At 49.1% G+C, this 23,117-nt stretch carries 22 protein-coding genes; 15 read left to right on the top strand and 7 right to left on the bottom strand.

The genetic code is table 11. The annotated features are described in order from the left end of the window. Window positions 1–9: 9 nt before the first annotated feature. Genes CS948_RS16695 through CS948_RS16680 form a run of 4 tightly spaced genes read left to right on the top strand, consistent with a single transcriptional unit; the run spans window position 10 to window position 3,216 of the window. Complete coding sequence (locus CS948_RS16695) at window positions 10–591, top strand: uracil-DNA glycosylase family protein (protein ID WP_099292892.1); 582 nt, start codon at window positions 10–12, stop codon at window positions 589–591. 4 nt (window positions 592–595) lie between these two features. Further along, on the top strand, window positions 596–1,384 hold the full coding sequence (locus CS948_RS16690) for an isochorismatase family protein (protein WP_099292890.1): 789 nt from the start codon (window positions 596–598) through the stop codon (window positions 1,382–1,384). A 1-nt stretch (window position 1,385) separates the two neighbouring features. After that, window positions 1,386–2,546 carry a nicotinate phosphoribosyltransferase gene (pncB, locus tag CS948_RS16685; protein ID WP_099292888.1) on the top strand — a complete coding sequence of 387 codons (1,161 nt, stop codon included), beginning with the start codon at window positions 1,386–1,388 and terminating at the stop codon, window positions 2,544–2,546. 7 nt (window positions 2,547–2,553) lie between these two features. Continuing rightward, entirely contained in the window at window positions 2,554–3,216 is a 663-nt protein-coding gene (locus tag CS948_RS16680; protein WP_099292887.1) for an HD domain-containing protein, read from the top strand. A gap of 188 nt (window positions 3,217–3,404) precedes the next feature. Here CS948_RS16680 and CS948_RS16675 read toward each other — a convergent pair whose 3' ends face one another. From CS948_RS16675 to CS948_RS16650, 6 genes are all read right to left on the bottom strand, one after another. After that, the gene (locus CS948_RS16675) at window positions 3,405–4,172 is read right to left on the bottom strand and encodes an exodeoxyribonuclease III (RefSeq protein WP_099294630.1); all 768 of its coding nucleotides are present in this window, start codon (window positions 4,170–4,172) and stop codon (window positions 3,405–3,407) included. A gap of 244 nt (window positions 4,173–4,416) precedes the next feature. Next, a complete protein-coding gene (gene gpmA, locus CS948_RS16670; protein WP_099292886.1) occupies window positions 4,417–5,106 on the bottom strand; it encodes a 2,3-diphosphoglycerate-dependent phosphoglycerate mutase in 690 nt (229 codons plus the stop codon). Window positions 5,107–5,294: 188 nt separating this feature from the next. Next, window positions 5,295–6,191 (bottom strand): phospholipase A, encoded by an 897-nt coding sequence (locus CS948_RS16665; protein ID WP_255302052.1) that lies wholly within the window; start codon window positions 6,189–6,191, stop codon window positions 5,295–5,297. Next, entirely contained in the window at window positions 6,188–6,442 is a 255-nt protein-coding gene (locus CS948_RS16660; protein WP_099292885.1) for a GlsB/YeaQ/YmgE family stress response membrane protein, read from the bottom strand. The genes CS948_RS16665 and CS948_RS16660 overlap by 4 nt, the downstream gene beginning before the upstream one ends. A 353-nt stretch (window positions 6,443–6,795) precedes the next feature. Further along, window positions 6,796–7,908: a DUF3868 domain-containing protein gene (locus tag CS948_RS16655; protein WP_099292884.1), complete on the bottom strand. Its 1,113-nt coding sequence runs from the start codon at window positions 7,906–7,908 to the stop codon at window positions 6,796–6,798. A gap of 5 nt (window positions 7,909–7,913) precedes the next feature. Beyond that, entirely contained in the window at window positions 7,914–8,495 is a 582-nt protein-coding gene (locus CS948_RS16650; protein ID WP_176555172.1) for a DUF3575 domain-containing protein, read from the bottom strand. Window positions 8,496–8,734: 239 nt separating this feature from the next. Here CS948_RS16650 and CS948_RS16645 point away from each other — a divergent pair, with 239 nt between their 5' ends. The 3 genes from CS948_RS16645 to CS948_RS16635 all read left to right on the top strand — a co-directional run bounded on the left by CS948_RS16645 (window position 8,735) and on the right by CS948_RS16635 (window position 11,443). Beyond that, complete coding sequence (locus CS948_RS16645; protein WP_099292882.1) at window positions 8,735–9,703, top strand: hypothetical protein; 969 nt, start codon at window positions 8,735–8,737, stop codon at window positions 9,701–9,703. A 457-nt stretch (window positions 9,704–10,160) separates the two neighbouring features. Then, window positions 10,161–10,469, top strand: coding sequence for an HU family DNA-binding protein (locus CS948_RS16640; protein ID WP_255302109.1), 309 nt, complete (start codon window positions 10,161–10,163; stop codon window positions 10,467–10,469). 14 nt (window positions 10,470–10,483) lie between these two features. Continuing rightward, a complete protein-coding gene (locus CS948_RS16635) occupies window positions 10,484–11,443 on the top strand; it encodes a helix-turn-helix domain-containing protein (RefSeq protein WP_176555094.1) in 960 nt (319 codons plus the stop codon). A gap of 90 nt (window positions 11,444–11,533) precedes the next feature. Here CS948_RS16635 and CS948_RS16630 read toward each other — a convergent pair whose 3' ends face one another. Continuing rightward, the gene (locus CS948_RS16630) at window positions 11,534–12,214 is read right to left on the bottom strand and encodes a hypothetical protein (protein WP_141560974.1); all 681 of its coding nucleotides are present in this window, start codon (window positions 12,212–12,214) and stop codon (window positions 11,534–11,536) included. Window positions 12,215–12,579: 365 nt separating this feature from the next. On the opposite strand from CS948_RS16630, the gene CS948_RS16625 reads away from it, so the two are divergent. The 8 genes from CS948_RS16625 to CS948_RS16595 all read left to right on the top strand — a co-directional run bounded on the left by CS948_RS16625 (window position 12,580) and on the right by CS948_RS16595 (window position 23,080). Continuing rightward, on the top strand, window positions 12,580–13,269 hold the full coding sequence (locus tag CS948_RS16625; protein ID WP_099292879.1) for a DUF6266 family protein: 690 nt from the start codon (window positions 12,580–12,582) through the stop codon (window positions 13,267–13,269). 213 nt (window positions 13,270–13,482) lie between these two features. After that, on the top strand, window positions 13,483–14,424 hold the full coding sequence (locus CS948_RS16620) for a DUF5106 domain-containing protein (RefSeq protein ID WP_099294624.1): 942 nt from the start codon (window positions 13,483–13,485) through the stop codon (window positions 14,422–14,424). A 113-nt stretch (window positions 14,425–14,537) separates the two neighbouring features. Next, window positions 14,538–15,071 (top strand): RNA polymerase sigma factor, encoded by a 534-nt coding sequence (locus CS948_RS16615; RefSeq protein ID WP_099292878.1) that lies wholly within the window; start codon window positions 14,538–14,540, stop codon window positions 15,069–15,071. 63 nt (window positions 15,072–15,134) lie between these two features. Beyond that, the gene (locus tag CS948_RS16610) at window positions 15,135–16,319 is read left to right on the top strand and encodes a FecR domain-containing protein (protein WP_099292877.1); all 1,185 of its coding nucleotides are present in this window, start codon (window positions 15,135–15,137) and stop codon (window positions 16,317–16,319) included. 201 nt (window positions 16,320–16,520) lie between these two features. Continuing rightward, window positions 16,521–20,168 carry a SusC/RagA family TonB-linked outer membrane protein gene (locus tag CS948_RS16605; protein ID WP_099292875.1) on the top strand — a complete coding sequence of 1,216 codons (3,648 nt, stop codon included), beginning with the start codon at window positions 16,521–16,523 and terminating at the stop codon, window positions 20,166–20,168. Window positions 20,169–20,190: 22 nt separating this feature from the next. Further along, window positions 20,191–21,564 carry a RagB/SusD family nutrient uptake outer membrane protein gene (locus CS948_RS16600; protein ID WP_099294622.1) on the top strand — a complete coding sequence of 458 codons (1,374 nt, stop codon included), beginning with the start codon at window positions 20,191–20,193 and terminating at the stop codon, window positions 21,562–21,564. Between the two features lie 54 nt (window positions 21,565–21,618). Continuing rightward, window positions 21,619–21,786, top strand: a complete 168-nt coding sequence (locus tag CS948_RS21730) for a hypothetical protein (protein ID WP_176555093.1) — start codon at window positions 21,619–21,621, stop codon at window positions 21,784–21,786. A 25-nt stretch (window positions 21,787–21,811) separates the two neighbouring features. Next, entirely contained in the window at window positions 21,812–23,080 is a 1,269-nt protein-coding gene (locus CS948_RS16595; protein WP_099292873.1) for a Calx-beta domain-containing protein, read from the top strand. Window positions 23,081–23,117: the final 37 nt, after the last annotated feature.

The following is a 23,117-nucleotide window of genomic DNA, read 5'->3' as shown; positions in this document are numbered from 1 at the left end:
AATAGTAATATGAATGATCTGATAGAAAAGCATCCGTTGCAACCATTCCTGCCGGGTAATGCCCGGTTGCTCATGCTGGGGAGTTTTCCCCCGCCGCGGGCACGTTGGTCGATGGATTTTTACTACCCCAATTTGCAGAACGATATGTGGCGGCTTTACGGGGTATTATTCTTCGGTGATAAGGACTATTTTTTAGAGAAGGGAAAGAAAAGTTTTGATAAGAAGCGGATTATCGCCTTCCTCAACGAGAAGGGAATAGCGTTATTCGATACCGCCATGGAGATCATCCGGCACAAGGGAAACGCATCTGACCAGTTTCTGGAAGTGGTTACCCCGGTCAATTTGAAACGGGTCTTGGCGCGGATTCCCGCGTGTCGCGCTATCGTGACCACGGGACAGAAGGCGACCGATACCTTGTTGGAACAAATCGATGCCGCGTCCCCCCGGGTAGGCGGGTATAGCGAGTTTGTGCACGAGGGACGCCCAATGCGGCTTTACCGTATGCCGTCGTCATCAAGGGCTTATCCGAAACCGTTGGAGGAAAAAGCGGCTGATTACCGCGTAATGTTTCATGATTTAGATATGTTGTAGGGATATGAAGACACTGTTGTTTATTGTGGATATGCAGAACGACTTTTGTTCGCCCCGCGGTTCTCTATATGTACCGGGAGCGGAAAAAGACGCCGAGCGGTTGGGGAGATTGATAGATCGGAAGAAGGAAGAGATAGACAAAATTATCCTTACGCTCGATCAACATCACGTGATGGACATCGCGCATCCTTTCTATTGGCGGAATGCCAAGGGCGAAAACCCGAAACCTTTCACCACCATATCTTGGTGGGAAGTCGTGTCCGGGGAGTGGATACCGTTCGGCGACAAAGCGGAAGTCGTCGAGTACCTGCGTCAACTCAAGGAGACGGGGGAGTACCAGCACGTGATCTGGCCGGAGCACTGTATCAAGGGAAGCGAGGGGGCTGCCATTATTCCGGTCTTGTTCGATGCTGTTATCCGCTGGGCACGTCAGGGGCGTTATTGCGGGATTGTCGAGAAAGGACTACATCCCGGCACGGAGTTTTTCGGGGCTTTCCGGGCAAACGTGCCTATCGCTTCGGCTCCCGAAACAGCCTTTAACGTGAAGTTGAAAGAAGAGTTTGAACAATACGATACGATATGGTTGGCGGGAGAGGCTAGAACCCATTGCGTGGCAAACACGTTAAAACAGTTATTCGACTTCCCGGAGATTGTCCGCAAGCTCGTGATCATCGAGGATTGTATGAGCGATATACCGGGATGCGAGGGATTGGCTGTATCGATCTACGACAAGGCGGCACGCCTTGGGGCGCGTTTCGTCAAATCCGATTCAATATTGTTGGATAAAGATTAAGATGATAATACATGATTTTTTAGATAACGACCTCTACAAGTTCACGACGATGAACGCTATCCAGAAAAAGTTTCCGGATGCCGAGGTTGTCTATCGCTTCGTGAACAGGGGAAACACTCTCTTTCCCCCCGGTTTTGCCGAGGCGGTAAGGAAGGAAGTGGACGAGATGGCAACCTTGGTGCTATCGCCCGAGAACGAACGCTTTTTGCGTGCCCGGTGTTATTACTTCGACTCTGTTTTCTTTGACTTGTTAAAGGGATTCCGTTTCAATCCCGACGAGGTCAAGGTGAGTCAAGCGGGAGGCCGGTTGGATGTCGAGGTGCGGGGATTATGGTACCGGACGGTATTGTGGGAAGTGCCTTTGCTGGCAATTATTTCGGAATTGTATTTCCGGATGACGGGGCAGGAGGCACGCGACACGGAAGAAAGGGCTATGGCCAAGGCGAAGGCTTTCGCGGAAATGCACGCGGAGATTTCCGAGTTCGGCACTCGTCGCCGCTTCTCGTTCGAGGTGCAGGATCGGGTGATCGGCATATTGCGGGAAAACATGAAGGGATTGCTCAACGGCACGAGTAACGTTTACTTTGCCATGAAATATAACCTCACGCCCATGGGGACGCATCCTCACGAGTGGTTCATGTATCACGGTGCGCATTTCGGCTATCGCTCGGCAAATGCCATGGCGCTGGCAAACTGGGTGGATGTCTACGACGGTTATTTGGGGATAGCCTTGTCGGATACCTATACTTCGGATAATTTCTTCAATAGTTTTGACACGAAGTATGCCAAGCTCTTTGATGGCTTGCGGTGGGATAGCGGCGATCCTTTCGAGTTCACGGAGAAAGCCTTGCGTCATTACCGTCGGCATCGGGTTGACCCGGCGAGCAAGACGATCGTGTACAGCGATGCTCTTGACCTCGACGGGGTAAAGAGAATCAAAGAGTACGTTGCCGGGCGCCTGCACGATGTTTACGGTATCGGCACGTATATCACGAACGACGTCGGCGTGACACCGCTGAACATCGTGATTAAACTTTTCGAGTGCCGTCCCAAGGGAAGTGATATATTTCTCCCTACTGTCAAATTGTCTGACGTGGCGGGCAAGCACACGGGGGATCCCGAAGAAATTGATTTATGTTTGAGAATGTTGAGAATAAAATAAAGAAAAGATGTTAGTTACATACGAGGATATCCGAAACGACGAGAGTATAAAAACGTATATTAACGAGGCGGATAAGGTGCTGCTTGCTTTGGGGTACACGGAACACTCGTTCCCCCACGTGGTAAAAACGGCGAAAATGGCAGAAATGATTCTGTTGACGTTGAATTACCCGAAACGCACGGCGGAGTTGGCCAAGATCGCGGGATACATGCACGATATCGGGAATATCGTCAACCGTATCGACCACGCTCAAAGCGGAGCCGTCATGGCGTTCCGTCTGCTCGACCGCATGGGAATGGACCCGGATGAGATAGCCCAAGTCATCAGTGCCATCGGCAACCATGACGAGGGGACAGCCGCGGCAGTCAACCCGATCGCCGCAGCCTTGATTCTCGCGGATAAAACCGATGTACGTCGTTCCCGCGTACGCAATCAAGATTTCTCTAACTTTGACATACATGACCGTGTAAACTATGCTGTCGAAGAATCCCGTATCTACTTCAACGAGGACAACACGGCTATTATTCTTGACTTGAAAATCGACACGTCAATCTCCGCTGTCATGGATTACTTTGAAATTTTCCTCGGTCGTATGCTTCTGAGCCGCAAAGCTGCAGAGTACTTGGATATTCATTTCGAACTGATCGTCAACGGACAAAGACTGCTGTAACAATTGAAAGTTGAAAATTGAAAATTGAAAATGAAAAGAACTCCCTCCCCCCTTCGGGGTACTCCCTCTATAAACAGAGGGAGAGCTGGATTACTCACTATCTTTGGTAAAAGTCACCAGCTCCTCCTCTGTTTATAGAGGAGGTGGCTGCGAAGCAGACGGAGGAATTCATTTTCAATTTTCAACTTTCAATTTTCAATTATTAAAACGTTCGGGCAATGGTCTGAATGATAGACTTCCGGTTCGATATACGCGTCTTTCAGGCGGGGTTTCAAGTTTTCGGTTGCCATGCAGTAGTCGATGCGCCAACCTTTGTTGTTGGCTCTGGCGTTGAAGCGATAGCTCCACCACGTGTATTTTTCTGCCTCTTCCGGGTGGAAGTAACGGAAGGTATCTATAAAGCCGGAGTCGATAAACCCACCAATCCATTCCCGTTCCTCGGGCAGGAAACCGCTGTTCTTGGCATTGCGTACCGGATCGTGAATATCTATCGGGCGGTGACAAATATTATAGTCCCCGCAAAGGATCAGGTTCGGGCGGGTTTTCTTCAGTTCTTCCACGTAATTCTGGAAGTCTTCCAACCATTTCATCTTGAATGCCTGCCGTTCATCTCCTGTCGTTCCGGAAGGATGATATACACTTACGATAGACAAGTCGCCGTAGTCGGCACGAATGAAACGTCCCTCGTCGTCGTACGCGGGGAGCCCCATCCCGTATTCCACGTGATCCGGCTCCGTTTTCGAGAGTATCGCAACCCCGCTATATCCTTTTTTCTTGGCTGAAAAGAAGTAAGAACGGTAGCCTAAAGCCTCGAATTCCAGTGTCGGTATCTGGTCCGGTTGTGCTTTTGTTTCTTGCAGGCATACGACATCAGGCTGTTCGTCTTCCAACCATTTCGTGAAATCTTTCGATAAGGCAGCCCGTAGGCCATTGACATTATAAGTAACTATTTTCATGGTTCGTTTTTTTGCATTATGCCTCAAACTTACAAAAAAAGTTTTACTAATGTCGAGCCGAAGGTTCTTAAGGTTCATAAAGTTTATAAAGTTCATAAGGTTTATAAGGTTCTTAGACCCCTGCGGGGCGCTTTGTCTACGGCAGCTCTAGCTGCCGTTAAACACAGTCCGAAGGACACCCGTCACTTTATAAACTTTATGAACTTTATAAACCTTATAAACTTTACTGCTTTGCCCCGGTGGCTTATTTCAAATAATACCGTTTCTTCGGGCGCAATTGTGCATCCAATTCATATACCTGCGGTACTCCTGTCGGGATTTCCAAACCGACAATATCTTCGTCACTGATCCCGTCCAAGTATTTAATCAATGCCCGCAGGCTATTGCCGTGTGCCACGACCAGCACCGTGTTTCCCGAGATCAGGCAGGGCGCAATATAATCCTGCCAGAAAGGAATGACCCTCGTGATCGTCAGTGCCAGCGACTCGCCCAAGGGAAGCACGGCGGGGTCCATGTTCTTGTACTTGTCCTCGTAGACGGCTCCGCGAGGATCGTCAGGCTCCAGTAAAGGAGGTGTAACATCAAAACTCCTTCGCCAGATATGTACCTGCTCTTCCCCGTACTTCTTTGCCGTTTCCGCTTTGTTCAATCCCTGTAATGCCCCGTAATGCCGCTCGTTCAAACGCCAGTTATGAATTTCCGGTACCCACATCCGGTCTGCCGATTCTTCCAGTAAATGCAACGTGCGGATAGCCCGTTTCAGCACGGAAGAAAAAGCTACATCAAATAACAAATCGTGTTTCCGAATTAACTCACCGGCACGGCGAGCTTCCTGTTCCCCCTTTTCACTCAAATCGACATCCGTCCATCCGGTGAACCTGTTTTCCTTGTTCCAGACACTCTCCCCGTGCCGGACTAATATTAATTTACACATAATACCTTGTTTAATTATAGGGGGTATACGTGTAAGGGTTTATAAAGTTTATAAGGTTCATAAAGTTTATAAAGTGACGGGAGTCCTTCGGACAGTTGTTTAACGGCAGCTCAAGCTGCCGTGGACAAAGCGCCCTGCAGGGGTCTAAGAACCTTATAAACCTTATGAACTTTATAAACTTTACAAACCTAATAGTAATTGCGTAAAGCCGGTTTGATGCAGATCCCGAATCTCACCATGGACACGTAGCGGTCGTATTCCAGCAAGTTCTCCGCGTAACCGTTGTAATACTGTATAAACAAATATTCGTTTGCTTTCAAGCTGGGTTTGAAGTTTATCTCCAACGTGGTATTCATGTTGATAAACTGTCGGCGGGGATTGATGACGGCAGAGCACCACAGTCGTTCGTTAGCACTTTGGTAGTTGAAAGCGACAAAGCCGTATCCTTTGTATTTCAGTAAATCCGGGTTTCCTTCTTTGTCCACCCAGCCGCCCCATACTTTCATCTGCACGGAGAAGCGGTAATCGATAAACCATGAGCCGGACAACGAGATATAGTTCCAACTCCGGGAAGCCAGAGAATCACGCCCGTTTGACTCGTGCTCGAATGAAAGTACCGCCATTCCCATCAATTGATCGCGATAGATCAATGCTTTGCTCAGGCTTATTCCCGGGTTGAAATTATTATCCAGAAAAGGGCTCGATTTGGCGTAAATATCCCAGAAAGACTTTTGCGTGTAGGTCAGGTACAGGAAGGTTTTGAACGGGAGAATACTTTTTGTCAGGCGTTGGCGTATACTGATCTGGAATTTGGCATCCGCCGTGTGCTTGTCGATCTTGTGGTTGGTGGGAATGCCCGAGACGAAGTAATTATCCCGGAATATGCCGAAACTGGGAGTGTTGTCGAACAACTCCAACGCGCTCTTCTCGCTGACAACTACCGTACCCCCGGTTTTATTCTTGGCAAGTTCCTCCCGTTCCCGCAATATCTTTTTTTCCTCGTCCGTTTGCGCTTGCAGCACTGCCGGGCAAAGCAAGCAAAAGAAGAAGACCGGAACAATAATACGCCGCCGCCTTTTCATCATCTTTTGCTTTTTTTATTGCTGAACAATGATACCACTGCCAGCAACACGATAGCTCCCACGGTTGCCGTTATCAGGCTTCCGATGATACCCGTCGTCCAGATGCCCATCACCCCGAAGAGCCAGCCGCCCAGCACTCCGCCGATAATCCCGACGATCAGGTTTAAAAACAATCCCAGTCCACCTCCGCGGACGAGTTTCCCGGCGATAAATCCTGCCGCGATACCGATTAAAATATACCAAATAAACATCATAACTTATAAGATTTAGATTCATTTGTATATTTAAACTTAAACAGCCATGAAAAAGTTCCAATTTCTGGACACTTTATTAGTGTCAAAGAAAGTGACAAAGAGTCATTCGGCATGACAAAAAGTAACAGGACACTGTCATGACAAAAGAAAAGAGCCGATCAGAAATCGGCTCTTGGAAAAGAATGCCCCCGGTCAAGAAGGTGTATGTGAGGATCGGCGTTTGTTACAACCGGGAGGCATTCGAGGATAGCTCTTGATAATGTTTTTGAAGAATGCCCCCGGTAAGAGGTGTATGTGGGGATCGGCGTTTGTTATACCGGGGGGCATTCAGGAATATCTTATTCTCTAGTGCTTTATTTGATTACTCGATACGTGATTTTGTAATCAACTCGTCGTAATCGGGGGAAAAATTCTTTCAACATGTACCTGTAAGGCACTCCTTGATCCAGATCCATGAGTTGTTTTTCTCTTCCCTCGAAAATATCGACGTTATTAATAATGTAAAGAACTCTATCTTTATCGGGCATCCCGAATTGTGTTATCAATTTTTTCAGTCCTGTCCAGTCTTCCGCCACCCAATCCGCGTGGTAGAGGTTTCTTGGCATCGGGTACCTGTCAAGCAGGTAGTCGCGCAATTCCAGCGTGCGTTCCCGTGACAGTTGCTCGTTTCGCGCGTACGTTCCCTCCGGGGAAGCGTATCCCGTGAGATAAATTCCCGTTATCTCGTGATCCGGGTTGCTCGTGATCTCGTCAATCATAGCCTTGATCTTGGCAAGCTCCTCGCGATTATCCTTGTAATCCGGGATAATATTTGTCCGGTTCCTCGGGTAATCAAGATAGGCGGAGCCTTCAACAACCCTCGCTGGCGACGCGGTATTCTCTTTCACGACCGGGGTCGTTCGCGTTACCGGTTCGGGCGCAAGGGGAGTGGGAGCGACAATCTGCACCTTCCCTTTCAGGGCAGCGTCCGGCTTGAGTGCCTTCGCCAACAAGTTTACCGATATCAAGCGTTGATCTATTCCATCATAAAAACTCTCGTGCAAATTTAATGCCGCGTCCTGCATCCACGCTTGATAAAGAACACTTATTTTATAATTTACTTTCTCCCGCGTGCGCTTGTTAGCCGCCACTACCGAGTACGTGGGGAAAGGTTTCGCCCCGCGATTGAAGTAGAGTGACCGTTGATACGCCTTAGACCTACGCTTCCCGTTCACGATTACCGATGGTAATTCTTCTACTTCAGTCCCTTTCTCGATCACGGGGGTTAGCGTGAAGGCTTCGTTGTTGCCCACGGGTAACCCGTTCATGTCGATTGTCATTTCGATGAAAACACTGTCACCCCGCTGTTCGAAACGATTCTGCGTGACGCGTATCTCGCCCACGTAGACGTTGCTCTGTGCCTCCACTCTCGTTGAAAACAGACCCGCGGTCAGTAAAATTATACTATATATGATCGTTTTTCTCATCACTCTTATTTTATAATGTACACCAGACTAATTCCAGCTTTCGTCGGGCCTATATAATCTTTTTCACCCTTTTTTATAAATTTGCCCCCGGTCTGGTACTCGTGTTTGTCGTACTCGAATCTCGCGTACCCGATCCCGAGCGTGGCTTCCAAGTTCAGGCGTTTCCCGAGTATCCATTGATAACCGTATGAAATCCCTCCACCGTGAAACGAGCCCTCGTAACGGTATTTGTCCAATCCCAACATCTTGATTCCTCCCGCGTTGAACTTGCCGTAGAGCCCGTGAACCCCGAAGAAGTGCCCGTTAAAACGTTCGCCTCCCCAGTACCGGAACTCCGGTTGTACCAGCCAGTGTTTAATCTTTTTGTTATCACCAAAACTCCACGGGTTATACGTACCGGACAGGTCCAAAGTTGTCTTTTTCCCCAGCGCGACTTCCAATCCCATGTTGGGCGTGGTTGTCAACCAGTACAAGGCATTCGTTTTCACGCTGAAAAGCGGGGCGTTGTAGAAATCTCTCTCTTGTCCGCTAACCTTGCTTGTCGAAACAAGCGCGATCATACCCAGCACGAAAATCATTTTCCTCATCATAACCCTTTCACTTTGTTTTTGATATTACAAAAGTATCTCGCTCGCGTCAAGAATTAGTGACCTTTAACGTGTATTTGTTATTTAACGCGTTTCTATTGAAGCACTCTTGTTCATTTTTTGATTTGTATTCCGATATTTTTATTAAATTGCCGGGCAAATAATTTCACTTTTCGGAACTATTGAAACGACAGACTCGTATAACGAGTAATATAGTTGTATTAATAAATACTCAAATCATGACAACTTTTGATTACAATGAAGAATTAATTAAAGCCATGAAAGAAAAACTCCCGCGTGGGGTTAATCTGGCAAATACATTAATAGATAAATTATACCTCGGTAAAGAAGCCGTTTACCGCAGGTTGCGGGGTGAAGTCCCCTTCACCTTGTCAGAGGCTGCTATCATATCCCGCGAGATGGGCGTGTCGTTGGACAAGCTGGTCGGTTCCAAGAAAGGAATGAGCGCGATATTCGACTTGAACGTCATACATTATACCGATCCGTTGGAAACTTATTATTCCATCGTGGACAATTACGTGAAGGTTTTTCAAGAGATAAAGCATGACCCGACCTCGGTGCTTTGCACCGCGTCGAATATTATCCCGCAGACGTTCTACTTGAAATACGAGTTGCTGTCGAAATTCCGCATGTTCAAATGGTTGTACCAGTTCGAGAAGATTGATATCGAACATCATTTCGAGGAACTGAAGCTGGTGGACAAACTGCTCGACCGCCAGCGCGATTTCGTGAGAGAGTCGCAGGAGTTCAATCATACCGAGTATATATGGGATTGCAAAATCTTTTTCTACCTCGTGAACGATATCAAGTATTTCGCCCGCGCGAACTTGATTTCACCGGAGTACGTGCGGAAATTGAAAAAAGAGTTGCTCGAGTTGCTCGACGAGCTGGAAGAGATAGCCGTTCGAGGGGCGTTCAAGAGCGGGAAAGAGGTATCTATATATATAGCCAACATTAACTTCGAGGCGACATATAGTTATATAGCGACTTCCTCCTACAAGTTGAGCCTCATCCGGCTGTTCGCCATCAACTCCATCACTTCACACGACGAGAACGTGTTCCGTAACGTGAAAGAGTGGGTTGATTCCTTGCGGAAATACTCTGTGCTGATCTCTCAAAGCGGGGAAATCCAACGGAGTAAATTCTTTAAAGACCAGCGGGAAATCGTCAATGGGTTGTGCGAATAGAGTTTATAAAGTTCGTAAAGTTTATAAGGTTTATAAAGTTATGGCCTCCAGTGGGGTACTATATTAACGGCAGCGTAAGCTGCCGTTTTGATTTTGTCCGAAGGACGTTTTATACACCTTATGAACTTTATGAACCTTAAAAACTTTATAAACCCAACGCGGGAATCTTCCCGTGTTGTAGTTACGAATAACGGAATGTTTAACAATAAATAGAGAATCTGTTTCATTATTCAAGTCTGTTTTTGATAATCCATACAGAAATAGAAAAAACGCATATGGCTGATACACTGTAATAAGCACTGATTGTTGAATAAAATCTTTCATCTTTGTACTGCTAAGTGGGCAGAACGTCATCTTGGCAAAATTCATTTAAAAGCGTGTGTATCGATGAAACAGAATTATAGATAATACCCGGAATCGTGCTTGACGCCCCGCGCGTCGGGTGCGGTTTCGTGTAATACACGCCGGTAAACTCTATTTATTAATATTAAAACTATTGACAATGAACAAACGTGAATTAATCGAGAAGGTCGCGGAGAAAAACGGGACAAGCAAAGTGGAAGCCGCTAAGGCTGTAAACGCGGTAATCGGGACAATGGCGGAATCTTTGAAGAACGGGGAGAAGATTTCCTTGTTGGAACTGGGTTCTTTCTCTATCAGGGAACGCAAAGCCCGTAACGGTTACAACCCGAACAGCAAGCAAAACATGACCATTCCCGCGAAAAAAGTGGTTAAATTCTCCATCGGTAAATACTTTTTTGACTAAGGAGCGGCACCCCGATGAAAAATGCCGTGGTAGATGAACTGATCAGCACGATGCGCGAGATTACCCCGAAAGAGAATAATCTCGCCAACATCCTCATGGAGGTATTGTGCATGAGTAAGGAGGCAATTTACCGGAGATTAAGGGGGGAGGTTGCTTTCACGTTCAGCGAAGTGGCGATCATCGCCAGCCAGATGGGCATATCGTTAGACAAGATTGTCGGTAACAGTATGTCCAGTGGGGCGATGTTCGACCTGAACGTGTTGCACTCCGTGGAGCCGATGGAAAATTATCACGAGATACTTGCCCGTTACCATAAATTATTCAGGTACGTCAAGGCGGATCCAACGACAGAGGTGATAACCGCGTCGAATACCATTCCTTATACATTTTACGCCCCTTACGAGAATTTGTCCAAATTCCGGATTAGCAGGTGGCTGTACCAGAACGAGAAACTGAGAACGCCCGCCTCGCTGTCCGACGTGGTGATTTCGGAGAAATTGGCGAAAACGCGGAAAGAACTCATGGAAAGTTTAAGACAGGTGCACAAGACTTGTTTTATCCTCGACGAGAGTGTATTCAATTCCTTCGTGAAGGAAATAAAGTATTTCGCCGAGCTGAATCTCGTGTCTGCGACCGATGTCGCGAACATGAAGAAAGAGTTGCATCAACTTCTGCGCGAGCTGGAATTATTGTCGGAAAAAGGAGCCTTCCATAACGGTAACCTTCTGTCAATTTACCTCTCGAACGTTGATTTTGAAGCCACGTACAGTTACGTCGAGAAAACCGGTTTCCAGATTTGTTTCCTGCGAGTGTATTCCATCAACTCGATGGACTCGCGCGACGGGAAGGTATGTAATTACCAGAAAAAATGGATTCATTCGTTGAAAAGACATTCGACTCTCGTTTCACAAAGCGGTGAGATACAGCGAATGAATTTCTTTAACGACCAAAGGAAAATTATAGATACATTATAAGTGCGCGTGTGATTTCTTAAAGGTTGAGGCCGTTCCGGGAAGACGCGGGGCGGCCTCTTTTATTCACGATATCCCTCGCGGGGAACGGCACTAGCATCTCATGTAATAACTGCCCGCGTACGCGCTCTTGTCCGCCCGCCCGAAGAAGGGGTAGAGATGGAGCACGCCGCCGTCGGGCTGGTCGAGGGGCGGGATGTCGAACTCCGCGCGTTGCTTGCCGCGGGTGGCGCCTGTCACCGGGACGAGAAGCGGGGAGCGGGGATATCCCTCGTGGAAATATCCCACGAACAGTAGGTCCCCGGCGGCAGCGGCGGGTTGGTTGCGGTCGTCCTCCCACTCGAGGGTAATGTGCCAGCCTTCACGCCGGACGGTGAAATTATCCGGAAGCTCGAGAATCCCGTGGCTGAAACGGTAAGAGTTGAAATAGCGCACGCCCTCGTCGGGGACGTACGCCGCCTTGTTCAGGTGGCGGTGTAGCCCCCATGACGATTGCCCGGGTTTCGTCTTCGGTGCCACCACCCAGATTTGCAAGTGCCCGTGCGCGAGGAAATAAGCCTTCGTCATCGAGAAAGATTCCGAGAATACCTCGCTTGACTTTTCTTGGGCGGGACTGCGGAGGGGCAGTTCTTCGCCGTTCTCGTCCTTCCGGGGAGTTCGTTTCTCGTTCTTCGACGTGCGGCAGATAAGTTGCCCGTTGCGCCAGTAGTAAGTTATCCCGTTCACGCGCCAGCATTTACGGGAACCGTCCATTGGTGGAAAATTCAAGTCCATAACCTTCGATTTTAATTCAACTACATTCTGATTCGGTTGTAAGCGTCTACCAATCTTCGTGTAAAACTACTAATTTTTTTTTAATTAAACAATAGTTCTCCTGCAGTTATTCTAACCTCGTTAGAATAACTGCAGGAGAACTTCAGGAGAAGTTCAGAATAACTCCGCCGTTTCCTCGCCGACTGCTCCCCGTTTCCCGTGGGCTTGTTGCCCTGTTCGCGTATCCCTCGTGCTGTATTGTTAAAATAAATTAAAATAAAATTCGTTTTTTCTTGATTTTCTTTTTCTTATACCGTAACTTTGTTGACGATAATGATACCGTGTGGCGGCATCTTGAAACATTAACCTTTAAAAACGTACAAACTATGGCAGACGCTAAAATGAATCTATGCAAGAGTATTTCCGGGCAAGTGGGACCCAACCTGTTCTCGAAGAAACCTAACGGCGGCGTGACCGTGAAATCGATGCCCGCGTGGAACGGGTCGTTAAAAGAAGACGTGATGAAGCAGGACGCGTGTTTCGGCGCGCTGGGGCGCTTGGCATCACCGCTGAAACGGGTGTTGCGCGTGAGTTGCCCGCCGGACAACAAGGGAGTGAAGTGCAACGCGAAATTCTTGAAAATCAACAAGTCGGATGTCGTGACGGCGACGCGGAGGTATCCCGAACGGGATTTCAACCCGAAGGCGAAACCCGAGGAGATGTTCGAAACGGTGGTCGATTTCTCCCGCCTGCTCGTGTCCAAAGGCAGGCTGTTGAAGGGAAAGGTGAGGGTAACGCTCGTCAGGGAGTCGCGGAAATTGCAATTCTTCCAAACGGCAAACGTGGTTGACGGGGCGGATTGTTACGCGGACGACAAGGGGTACGCGGTCGTCTTCGACAAGACGAACGAGCATTGCCTGCTCGTGACGCTACGCTCGCGTAACGAGAACAGTAGCACCTCGGCGGGACTGGACGAGGAGTACGACCTCGACAATCTCGCCATTTACACCTTCATGACCACCCGTTCCGGGAAACAAACCTCAACGTCACAGTACTTGACCCCGGGTGAGGAGTGAGAGAGGAGGGGCGCATGCGCGCCCCCCTAGTTCATAAAGTTTGTAAAGTTCATAAAGTTTATAAGGTTTACAAGGCGTCCTTCGGACAGTGTCTAACGGCAGCCCGGGCTGCCGTGGATAAAGTTCCTCGCGTCCGTGCAACTTTATAAACTTTATGAACCTTATGAACTTTATAAACTAAATCGTATCTTCGCGTATCAATCGATCGAAACCATGAAAAGTTATACACGGAATATTGTCATCGGGTTATGCGTCGCCTTGGCGGCGTGTTCTTTTTCACGCGGGAAAAAAGCGGAACAAGGTGCGGCGCGTGTGCAGGCATTCCGGCTGCCGGAGATACCTTCTATATACACGGACGAGAGGGAACAGGTGAAATACCTCGTTGCACGTTACTGGGAGCATTTCGATTTCGCCGACACCTCGTTGATCCGTCGTCCGGAAATAACGGAACAGGCGTTCGCCAATTACTTGCAACTCTTCCCCCGGGTGCCTTACGCGGACGTGGAACGGGCGATAACGTCGATGCTCGACCGGGCGATGGATGCCGATTCGGTGATGTTCGCTCATTTCACTTCCCTGTACGAGAAATACTTGTATGACCCCAATTCGCCCATGTTGAGCGAGGAATTTTATATTCCCGTGTTGCGGTATATCGTCGCGTCGCCGCGGGTGGGGGAGGTTGACAAGCTGCGACCGGCGTTCCGGCTTGAAATGGCGTTGAAGAACCGACCGGGAACCGCGGCTACCGATTTCGTTTACACCTTGCCGTCGGGCAAGAGAGAAAAGTTGTCGGACGTCCGAGCCGATTACACGATTCTATTCTTCAACAATCCCGATTGCGACGCTTGCCGGGCGATCAAAGCGGAGTTCGAGGCCGCCGATTTCGTGAATTTCCTGTTGAGAGAGAAACGGGGGGAATCGCGGCGGCTGGTATTTCTTTCCGTGTACCCCGACCCCGACGTTGAAGCGTGGCGTCGGCACCTGAAAGAGCAACCGGAGTCATGGGTGTGCGCTTACGACGACGGGCAGGTGATCAAGGAACAACGCTTGTACGACCTGCGGGCAATCCCGACATTCTACCTGCTGGACAGGGATAAAAAGATTATTTTTAAAGATGTCCCGTTCCGGGTAATCGCGTCCTTTCTGGAACAGTGATTCGCCTTCGGCGAGTTGCAGGTTATTTTTCCCGCGTATTATTTATGGTTTTTTGTAGAAAAACTTGTAACTTGCCGAAGGCAAACGCGACCTGTAACTTGTAACTGTAACTTATGGCGATAGTATCACATAAAGAGTTTAAAGCATTTTTCGAAACATTCTTTCTACCGGTATATACCTTGATGCAGCGATACACGGGGGAAACGGAATTATCCCGCGATTTCACGCAGGAGGCGTTCACGCGGGTGTTCGAGCACCGGGAGGAATTCGCGACGGATGAAAACGCCAAGGCTTTCGTGTACACGGTTGCCCGCCGTATCTACCTCGATCATTGCAAGCACCGGAAGATCGAGGAACAATACTCCGCCCGCCTGAACGAGAACGAGGCGGAGGATTATGATTTCCTGAAAGAGGTTACCCGGCAGGAAACGTACCGGGTATTGTACGAGGCGATAGACAAGTTGCCGGCACAATCCCGCGCGGTGATCTTGTTGAACTTGAAAGGGAATAATAACACGGAAGTCGCGGCGGAGTTGCGTGTATCCGTGAACACGGTGAAGTCATTGAAAAAGAGTGCTTACGTGAAGTTGCGTGAATTACTTTCCAAGGATATTTTAATGATTCTTTTCATCCTGCTCGAAAAATAGTCATCTCCACTCACCCACTTTTTTCTCTCGATCGTCTTCTATATAAACCGTAAACCTGAATAGATGACAGATTTATTGAAAAAACGTTTTGATGTAGCCCGTTGGATAGCCAAGGAGATCGCCGGGACGCTGGAAGGGGAGGAACGTGCTTCGCTGGAACGATGGCGGGGAGAATCACCCTTGCACGAGAGCGAGTACGGGGAAATGAGGGCGTATCTCTTGTCACGGGAAGCGCCGACGCGGGCGGAACGGCAAATGGTGAAAGACGAGTGGCGGAAGTTTGAACGGGCACGTCACGGGAAGCGTTTTATCTGGCGCGCGGTGGCGAGATACGCGGCGTTGTTCATGTTGCCCTTGTGCGTGGCGGGGTACTTGTGGTACGCCGCACCCGGGAGAAACGGGCTTCCGGTGGCGGACGGCACGGGGATCGTCCCGGGTGGGGGAAAAGCCGTGCTGATACTTGCCAACGGGCAAGCCGTGGAGTTGAAAGATGAAAAAGGGCTTCTGGTAGACACAACGGGGCGCGTGGTGGTACCCGCCGGGGAGCGGGGCGTGTACCGGCAAATCGCCGCGCGCGCGGATTCCTTGGCGGAAGAGAAGTACAACACGCTGGTCGTTCCCCGCGGCGGGGAGTTTTTCATGGAATTGCCGGACGGTACGCGGGTTTGGCTGAACTCGGAATCCAAATTATATTTCCCTTTACGTTTCAAGGGCACGCGGCGGGACGTGAGGCTCGAGGGGGAGGGCTATTTCGAGGTCATGCCCGACTCGACAGCCCCGTTCCACGTGTTCGCCAACGGCGCGGACTTGCGCGTGCTGGGAACGAGTTTCAACGTGACCGCTTACCGGGGACGGACGATAGCCACACTGGTGGAAGGACGGGTGTGCCTGACCCACGGCGGGGAATCCGTGTTGATGCTGCCCGGCGTGCAGGCGGAAGTGCTCCCGGGAAGCGGCGGGATACGGACACGGGAAGTGAACGTGAAGGAGTTCGTCCTGTGGAAAGACGGTATATTCTATTTCGAGGGGGCGGATCTGGCGACAATCATGGAACGTTTGGCGCGGTGGTATGACGTGAACGTGAACTTTGACGACGAAGAACTCGGGAAATTACGGTTCTCGGTCGAGATGAAACGGTATGAACATATTCAGGATTTATTGACGAAAATTGAAAAGACACGGAAAGTAAGGTTCCGGATCGAGGGACGAGAAATTCGCGTGGGGGAGTACCGGGAACCGGGTAGCTGAAACACGTGATTCCAGCAAGGTAATTTCACTATAAATGGTGATTTGCGCGTATCGGGAGAGAGAGTACTTTTGCCGGAAACATGAAAGTGAAAAAATAGTAAATCAAGTTAGCTTATTGAAAAAGTAAGCAGGCAATGTTTGCCCCATTGCCCGCTCGCTAAGCTCATCATTGAATTTAATGTGAAACCTAAAAACAAAAGTATGAAAAAAAATGACACGCGAAGCAGTTCCAGTAGGGAAAAGCTGTGGAGGAAGTTATTACTTGTTAAGTTTTTATGCCTGTGTATGCTGGTGCAGAACCTCGCGTTCTCGGCGGTGTACTCGCAGGAGGTGAAACTGACATTGAAGGCCGAGAACAAGAATCTCACGGATATCTTGACGGAGATTCGGGAGAATAGCCGCTACACGTTCGTGTACAACTTGGATGATTTGCAGGGTGTCCGCGTGAAATCGCTGGACGTGAAAGACGCCACGCTCGAGGAGGTACTGGACAAATGCTTGAAAGGCACCGGGTTCTCCTACGAGATAGAAGACGACGTCGTGATCATACGTCCCGAACGTCCTGCGCGGGACGAGGTGAGAAAAGTGGTATTGAAAGGGGTGGTGATGACGACGGATTCCGTGCCTATCCCCGGTGCTACCGTGATTTTGCGGGGGACTTACGCGGGTGTGATATCAGACGTCAACGGGAAGTTCGAGATGGCGATCCCGGTGCAGAAAGATATCGTGCTGCTCGTTTCCTTCGTGGGTATGGAAACGCGGGAGGTGAAAGTGTCCGACGTGACGAAGACGCTCACGGTCGTGATGAAAGAAAAGGTCGACCAGCTGGACGAAGTCGTGGTCACGGGTTACGGGCAGACGACGAAACGCAATTCCCCGGGTTCTTTCGGTACGGTAGCCGCCGAAGTTTTCGAGAATAAAGCCATTCCCACGGTGGATATGCTTTTGCAGGGGCAGATAGCCGGGGTGAGTGTTGTCGCTGTTTCCGGAAGACCGGGTGAAGCGGCGAAAATACGGATCCGGGGAACGAACACGATCAGCGGGGACGCCGAGCCCTTGTGGGTCGTGGACGGTGTGCCTCTTCAGCAGGATATCCCGGAAATATCGACGGGGCAGATCAAGTCGGGGAATCTGAACGAGATTTTCGTGACGGGGGTAGCGGGGATTAACCCGAACGATATAGAGAGCGTGACGATATTGAAAGATGCTTCCGCCGCCGCCATTTACGGGTCGAGAGCCGCGGGCGGTGTTATAGTGGTCACGACTAAAAAAGGGAAGGCGGGAAAAATGAAAGTGAATTATAGTGCCACGTTTTCCGTGGGGTTGAAACCGCAACGTGATCCGAAGTTGATGAATTCACGGGAGAAACTGGCGTGGGAGCAGGAGTTGTGGGACGAGTTTTCGGCCGCTCCTTTCGAGCATAATAAGACGGAAAAGCCGTTGAAGCATTACCCGGTAGTGGGAATTGTCGGTATGCTCCGGGCGGAAAAACTCGGGCGGGATGATAAGTTGTGGCTGGAAGACGGGTTCGAACCCATGAGTACCGCGGAACAGGATGCCTATATCGAGGAATTGGGCAAACGCACCACGAATTGGTTTGACGTGATATTCCGAAATTCCTTCTCGATGAATCATAATCTCTCTTTTTCAGGGGGATCGGACCGGAACACGTATTACGTGTCACTGGGTGTCGCTGACCAGAACGGGTTGGTGAAGGAAACGGATTACGAGAGGTATAACGTTAATGCCAAGATTAACACGAACGCGACGGAACGCTTGAACATGATGTTCGGGATTGATCTCTCGAAACAGAAGTCAAAGAGTTACTCGACCGTTATAAACCCGTTCGAGTACGCTTATTTCGCGAATCCTTACGAGAAGGTGTATAACGAGGACGGGAGTTATCGTCCCGACCGCACGTATTTCAACTTGCAATCGATTAACGAGGGAAATGCCAATATCGTGATATTGCCTACCAACGGTTTCAATATCATGCGGGAGCTGAAAGAAACATCAAGTACGGCGGATAATGCGAACGCGCGGGTGCAGATGAACCTGACTTACGATTTGTTGAGTTATTTGAGGTTTTCCGGGTTGGCTTCCTATACCTATTTTCACAATAAAGTGGAGGACACGAGGGGGCGGGACACGTACGCGGCATTTTTAGACCGCTTGTATTTTGATGAATATAATAACGAGTGGACGCCTTACGGGACAATCACGCAGACATCCACGAACGGTTCCAGCTATAACGTGCGGGGACAGTTGGAATACAAGAATACGTTTGCCTTGGAGCATTATTTGAGTCTGGTAGGGGGAGCGGAATTGCGGGGGGATAAAAATCAACGGACTTACTTTAAGCGTTTCGGGTATGACGAGGTGACAGGTTACTCGGCGATGCCGCTTCCACCCGAGCCATCCGTCACGGACGTGGGGAAGTACGCCGACTTGTTTGACCAGTTGGCGGGGGAAACCACGACTGAAAACAGGTTCGCTTCATTTTACGCCTCGCTGGATTATAATTATTTACAACGTTATTTGTTCAGTTTTACATTCCGGACGGACGGTTCCAACAATTTTGGTAGCGACGAGCAATTTAACCCCACGTGGTCGTTAGGTTTGGGGTGGCATCTGGATCAGGAACGCTTCATGAGTTCGTTGTTGCCGGTCGTGAACCGGTTGAGCCTGCGGGCTTCCATGGGGTACACCGGGAATATCGTGAAATCGGTGAACAAGGAGCTGGTGTTGAGATATACCACGACTTACTGGAACGGGTTGCGGACGGGGTCGGTGAGTTCGGCTCCTAACCCGAACGTGCGTTGGGAGAAAACGAAAGACATGAAAGTCGCGTTGGATTTCGGTTTGTTCGACGAGCGGGTAAGCGGGTTGGTCGAAGCGTATTACCGCGTGAGTTCGGATGTGGTGTCAACGGTGGACGTGTTGTCGAGCACGGGGTTTTCCGGGCAGCCCTATAATACTTCCGAGATAAAGAATAAAGGCGTGGAGGGAACCTTGAACGTGAAGGTTTTGAACGGTAAGGATTTTAAACTTGACGTGGGGGGAAATATCGCTTGGAACCGGAACATATTGTCGAAATACAGCCGGAAACGGGTGATTAGTAACGGTAGGTACGAGGGATTCCCGCTGGAATCCGTTTTCGCGGGACGTTATATAAAGATAGACGAGAGGGACGGGGTTTATACCTTCGAGTTAAGACCTGACGCGCAAATTTACACGGGTACGGATTTGCAGTCGAAGGATAATTATCGTTTCTATCTCGGGACCTCGGTGGCGCCTGTCACCGGTGGATTCAACGTGAATTTCTCGTATCGCGGTTTGAGATTGAACGTGGGAGGGGTGGTTTCTTCCGGCGCGAAGATATTGAACACGGTTACTTCGCCCGCCGGTTACAGGAGCGTGACTTCTTTAGCCACGGGCGAGAAACCGCAGACCGCGTACAGCGATTTGTATCGCAATCACTTGAACGTGGAGAAGTCCGTGACCAACCGCTGGACGGAAGAGAGGCGCACCGGCGTGAAGTATCCCAGAATTATTGATTATCTGGCGGAGGAGCGGTTGTTGTTGGACCAGTATAATGTGCACGACACGGAAATCACGCAAGGGGCGTACCTTGAAAACGTGTCTTTCCTGCGGGTAAAGAATATATCGTTGTATTATAATTTGCCGGAGCGGTTGTTGCATCCGCTTGGGTTGAAATCGATAGTCTTTTCCTTCACGATGAATAATTTTATCACGTTCACGAATTATTCGGGTATTGACCCGGAAACGCCGGGAACAACTTACCCCTTGACGCGTTCGGTTACCTTCGGGCTGAATGTAGGATTCTAGTAATGTATTAAATTGAATGAATATGAGAAGATTTGGTTTATATATCATGGTTTTGCTCTTGATTGGACAAACGTCCTGCTCGCGTTATCTGGACGTGAAAGACAAGAGTGAAGTAGTACCGAAAACTGCCGAGGAGTTTTCCGCTATATTGCACACGCGTTTGAATAATATCGAGCAGGCGAGCGAGTATGCTTTCTTCGGGGCGTACCTGAACACGTTGCCTTTCGAGTTCTACACGGATAATATGGACGCGAACCTGACGATTTCGGAGAGGGATATTCCCGAGTACGTGGGAAGTGACATCAATAGTCTTTCCGGTAAGTTCGGCTCGTTGTACGAGGTGATAAAGGATTGTAATATCGTGCTGCACGAGTTGAAAGAACGGGACACGGAGTTCGGGAAAAAACTTTTGGCCACGGCTTACACGATGCGTGCCGTTTGTTATTATAACCTGATGCGTAATTTCTGTGAACCGTATGATAAAACAAGGGCAGGGGAGCAATTGGGGGTGCCTCTGGTGGAGAAATTTGACATGGAGGGGAAGCCTGACCGTGCAAGTTTGAAAGCGACAGCGGATTTTATTATTCATGATTTGAAAGAAGCCTTGAAACTCAACCAGACGGACAAACAGTATCTTTTCTACGCCGATGTCACTAACGCGTATCTGGCGAGGACGTATTTTTGGACGCAGGAGTGGGACTTGGCGGCAAGCACGGCAAAAGAGGTGTTGGATGCCTACCCGCTGATTCGCGGGGATGCTTATAGAGAGATGCTCCAGAGTGAAGTGGAACGGAAAGGGAATGAATTGATCCGTAGCGGAACAAAACAGAGTGAAGCGTACACCCGTTTGTACATGCAACGGTCGAAACAACGTCCGGTTTCGTTGGACTTGGTGAAGTTGTTCACGGAGAAAGAGCGGGATATTCGTTATACTTTCTTTTTTGACGAGCAATTCTTGAATACCAAGATGTTGAAGACTTCCGTGCGGGCTGCCGAGATGTGTCTGATTATGGCAGAGAGTTACGCGCACGCCGGGGACGAAACGAACGCCTTGCGGTACCTGAATCATTTGCGGGAGAATCGGATCAGTGAGTATGTTCCGTACACGGCACAGAATCTTCCTGAAGTGAATACTGACGCTTTAGTCAAGGTCGATGCCACGGGCAAAGCGTTGACTCCCTTGATGTCCGCGATATTGAACGAACGGCGCAAGGAATTGTACTTGGAATTTGATCGCTGGTACGAGTTGAAGCGTAACGGAAGTCCTGTCATGTGGTGGGGACTTAGTGGGGTGAAGTACGAAACGGCAAAGTTTATGTATTTGTTCCCGATCCCGAAAACCGATATCGCTTTGAACTCGGGATTAATCCAGAATCCCGGGTACGAGGGACTGTAATAATAACATTTAATATAGAATGACATGAAAGCGTTAAAATATATCATAGGAATAATGGTTCTAGTATTATCGGGATGTGACGATGTGGATGATATGCCGCCCCGTCTGGCGGACATTTCCACCACGTTTATTATGCCTGCCTTGCCTCGTTTGACAAACGCGGAAAGGGCTGTTATTCAAGAGAGAAGAGATGCTTATAATGAAGCGTTGGAAGAAAATTGAAGTTCCACGAATAAAGAATAGAGTTATGCGAAAGATTTTATTTGTTTTTTCGTTACTGGTGAGTTTGAGCCTCCTGTGGGCTTGCTCGGATGATGATGATAAGGGACCCACGTTGAGTTTCGGGCGTCCCATATATATACTGAAAGCTGTTGATTCTTTGGCAGTGGAGGTAATGGTATCGGAACCGGTAACGGAAGTGGTGAGAGTTCCTTTCACGGTAGAAGGATCTGCCGTGGAAGGTGAAGATTACACGTTGTCGGCAAGGGAATTTACAATCCAACCGGGTCAGATGATTGATACGATTCACGTGAAACCGAAAGATAACGTGATAGGACGGCGTGAAATTCGCTTGAGTTTACAGGAAGTGCCGGGATATCGCTTGTGGAACAATCGTTGGGCGATGATTCCCGTGGAAACGAAGGATTTGTTCACCGGCTCATTTACCCAGACTTCCATGGATTTGAAGAATGAGATCGTCGTGTCCGCCGGAATGAAAGTGGCAGGGGAAGATTACATGTACAAGCGGGAAGAGTTGCGCGTACCTTTCGAGATAGATCCTGAATCCACGGCAGTGGAAGGAGAGCATTACGAGATCGTGGGCGGCGGACGTGAGTTGTACATGGGAGTAATGAAGGCCACGGCTGACGTGACCGTGCGTTTCCTCAAGAAAGAGGAGGGGAAAGATAAAGTGATCCTTCGGTTAGTGGAAGAAGGTCGTTTCGAGGCGGGTACGAACGGTTTCGTGGTCATAAACGTGAACGGACCGACGCGTTACGAGGAATTTGTAGGGACATGGATTTCTCCTAATTTGATAAGTGTTGACTTTATCAAGAGTATGGTTTGGGGACACCCGAACGATTGCGATAATCTGCCATTGAATAATCCCGCCACGGACAAGATCGTGTTTGGTGCGGCGAATACCTTAAACGTGGATGGCGTGTATGGTGATTTGGCAAAATACTTGCGGAATTGTGACGTAATCTATAAGGGGGAAGAGCCCGAGCAGCTATGGGATCAGGATGCTTACGGGATAAAACGGGATGTCGTGACGCTGGAGTTAAGTAAAGTGAACGTGAACTATTCCGCCGCTAACGTGACGGAACGCCCGGCGATTATTTTGGTGCGTTTGTTGAGCAAAGGGAAAGTCTTGGAATTTCGGGTTGTGGATTACGAACCGACTGATTTCTTGACGGGAACTTATAAAGACCAGATGAACCCGGGATGGGGCGATCCGCCACAGTACCCGATGAGGGAATTGTACCCGCTGGTATTCCGTTTCACGAAGGTGGAATAAAAGAGAAGATTTTTCAATGTCTTACTATAAAAATGAA

Origin of the sequence: Butyricimonas sp. Marseille-P3923, from assembly GCF_900184685.1 — a bacterium.
Classification (GTDB): Bacteria; Bacteroidota; Bacteroidia; order Bacteroidales; family Marinifilaceae; genus Butyricimonas; species Butyricimonas muris.
Note: the sequence above shows the minus strand (reverse complement) of the source record. Positions and strands in the feature narration are given on the sequence as shown.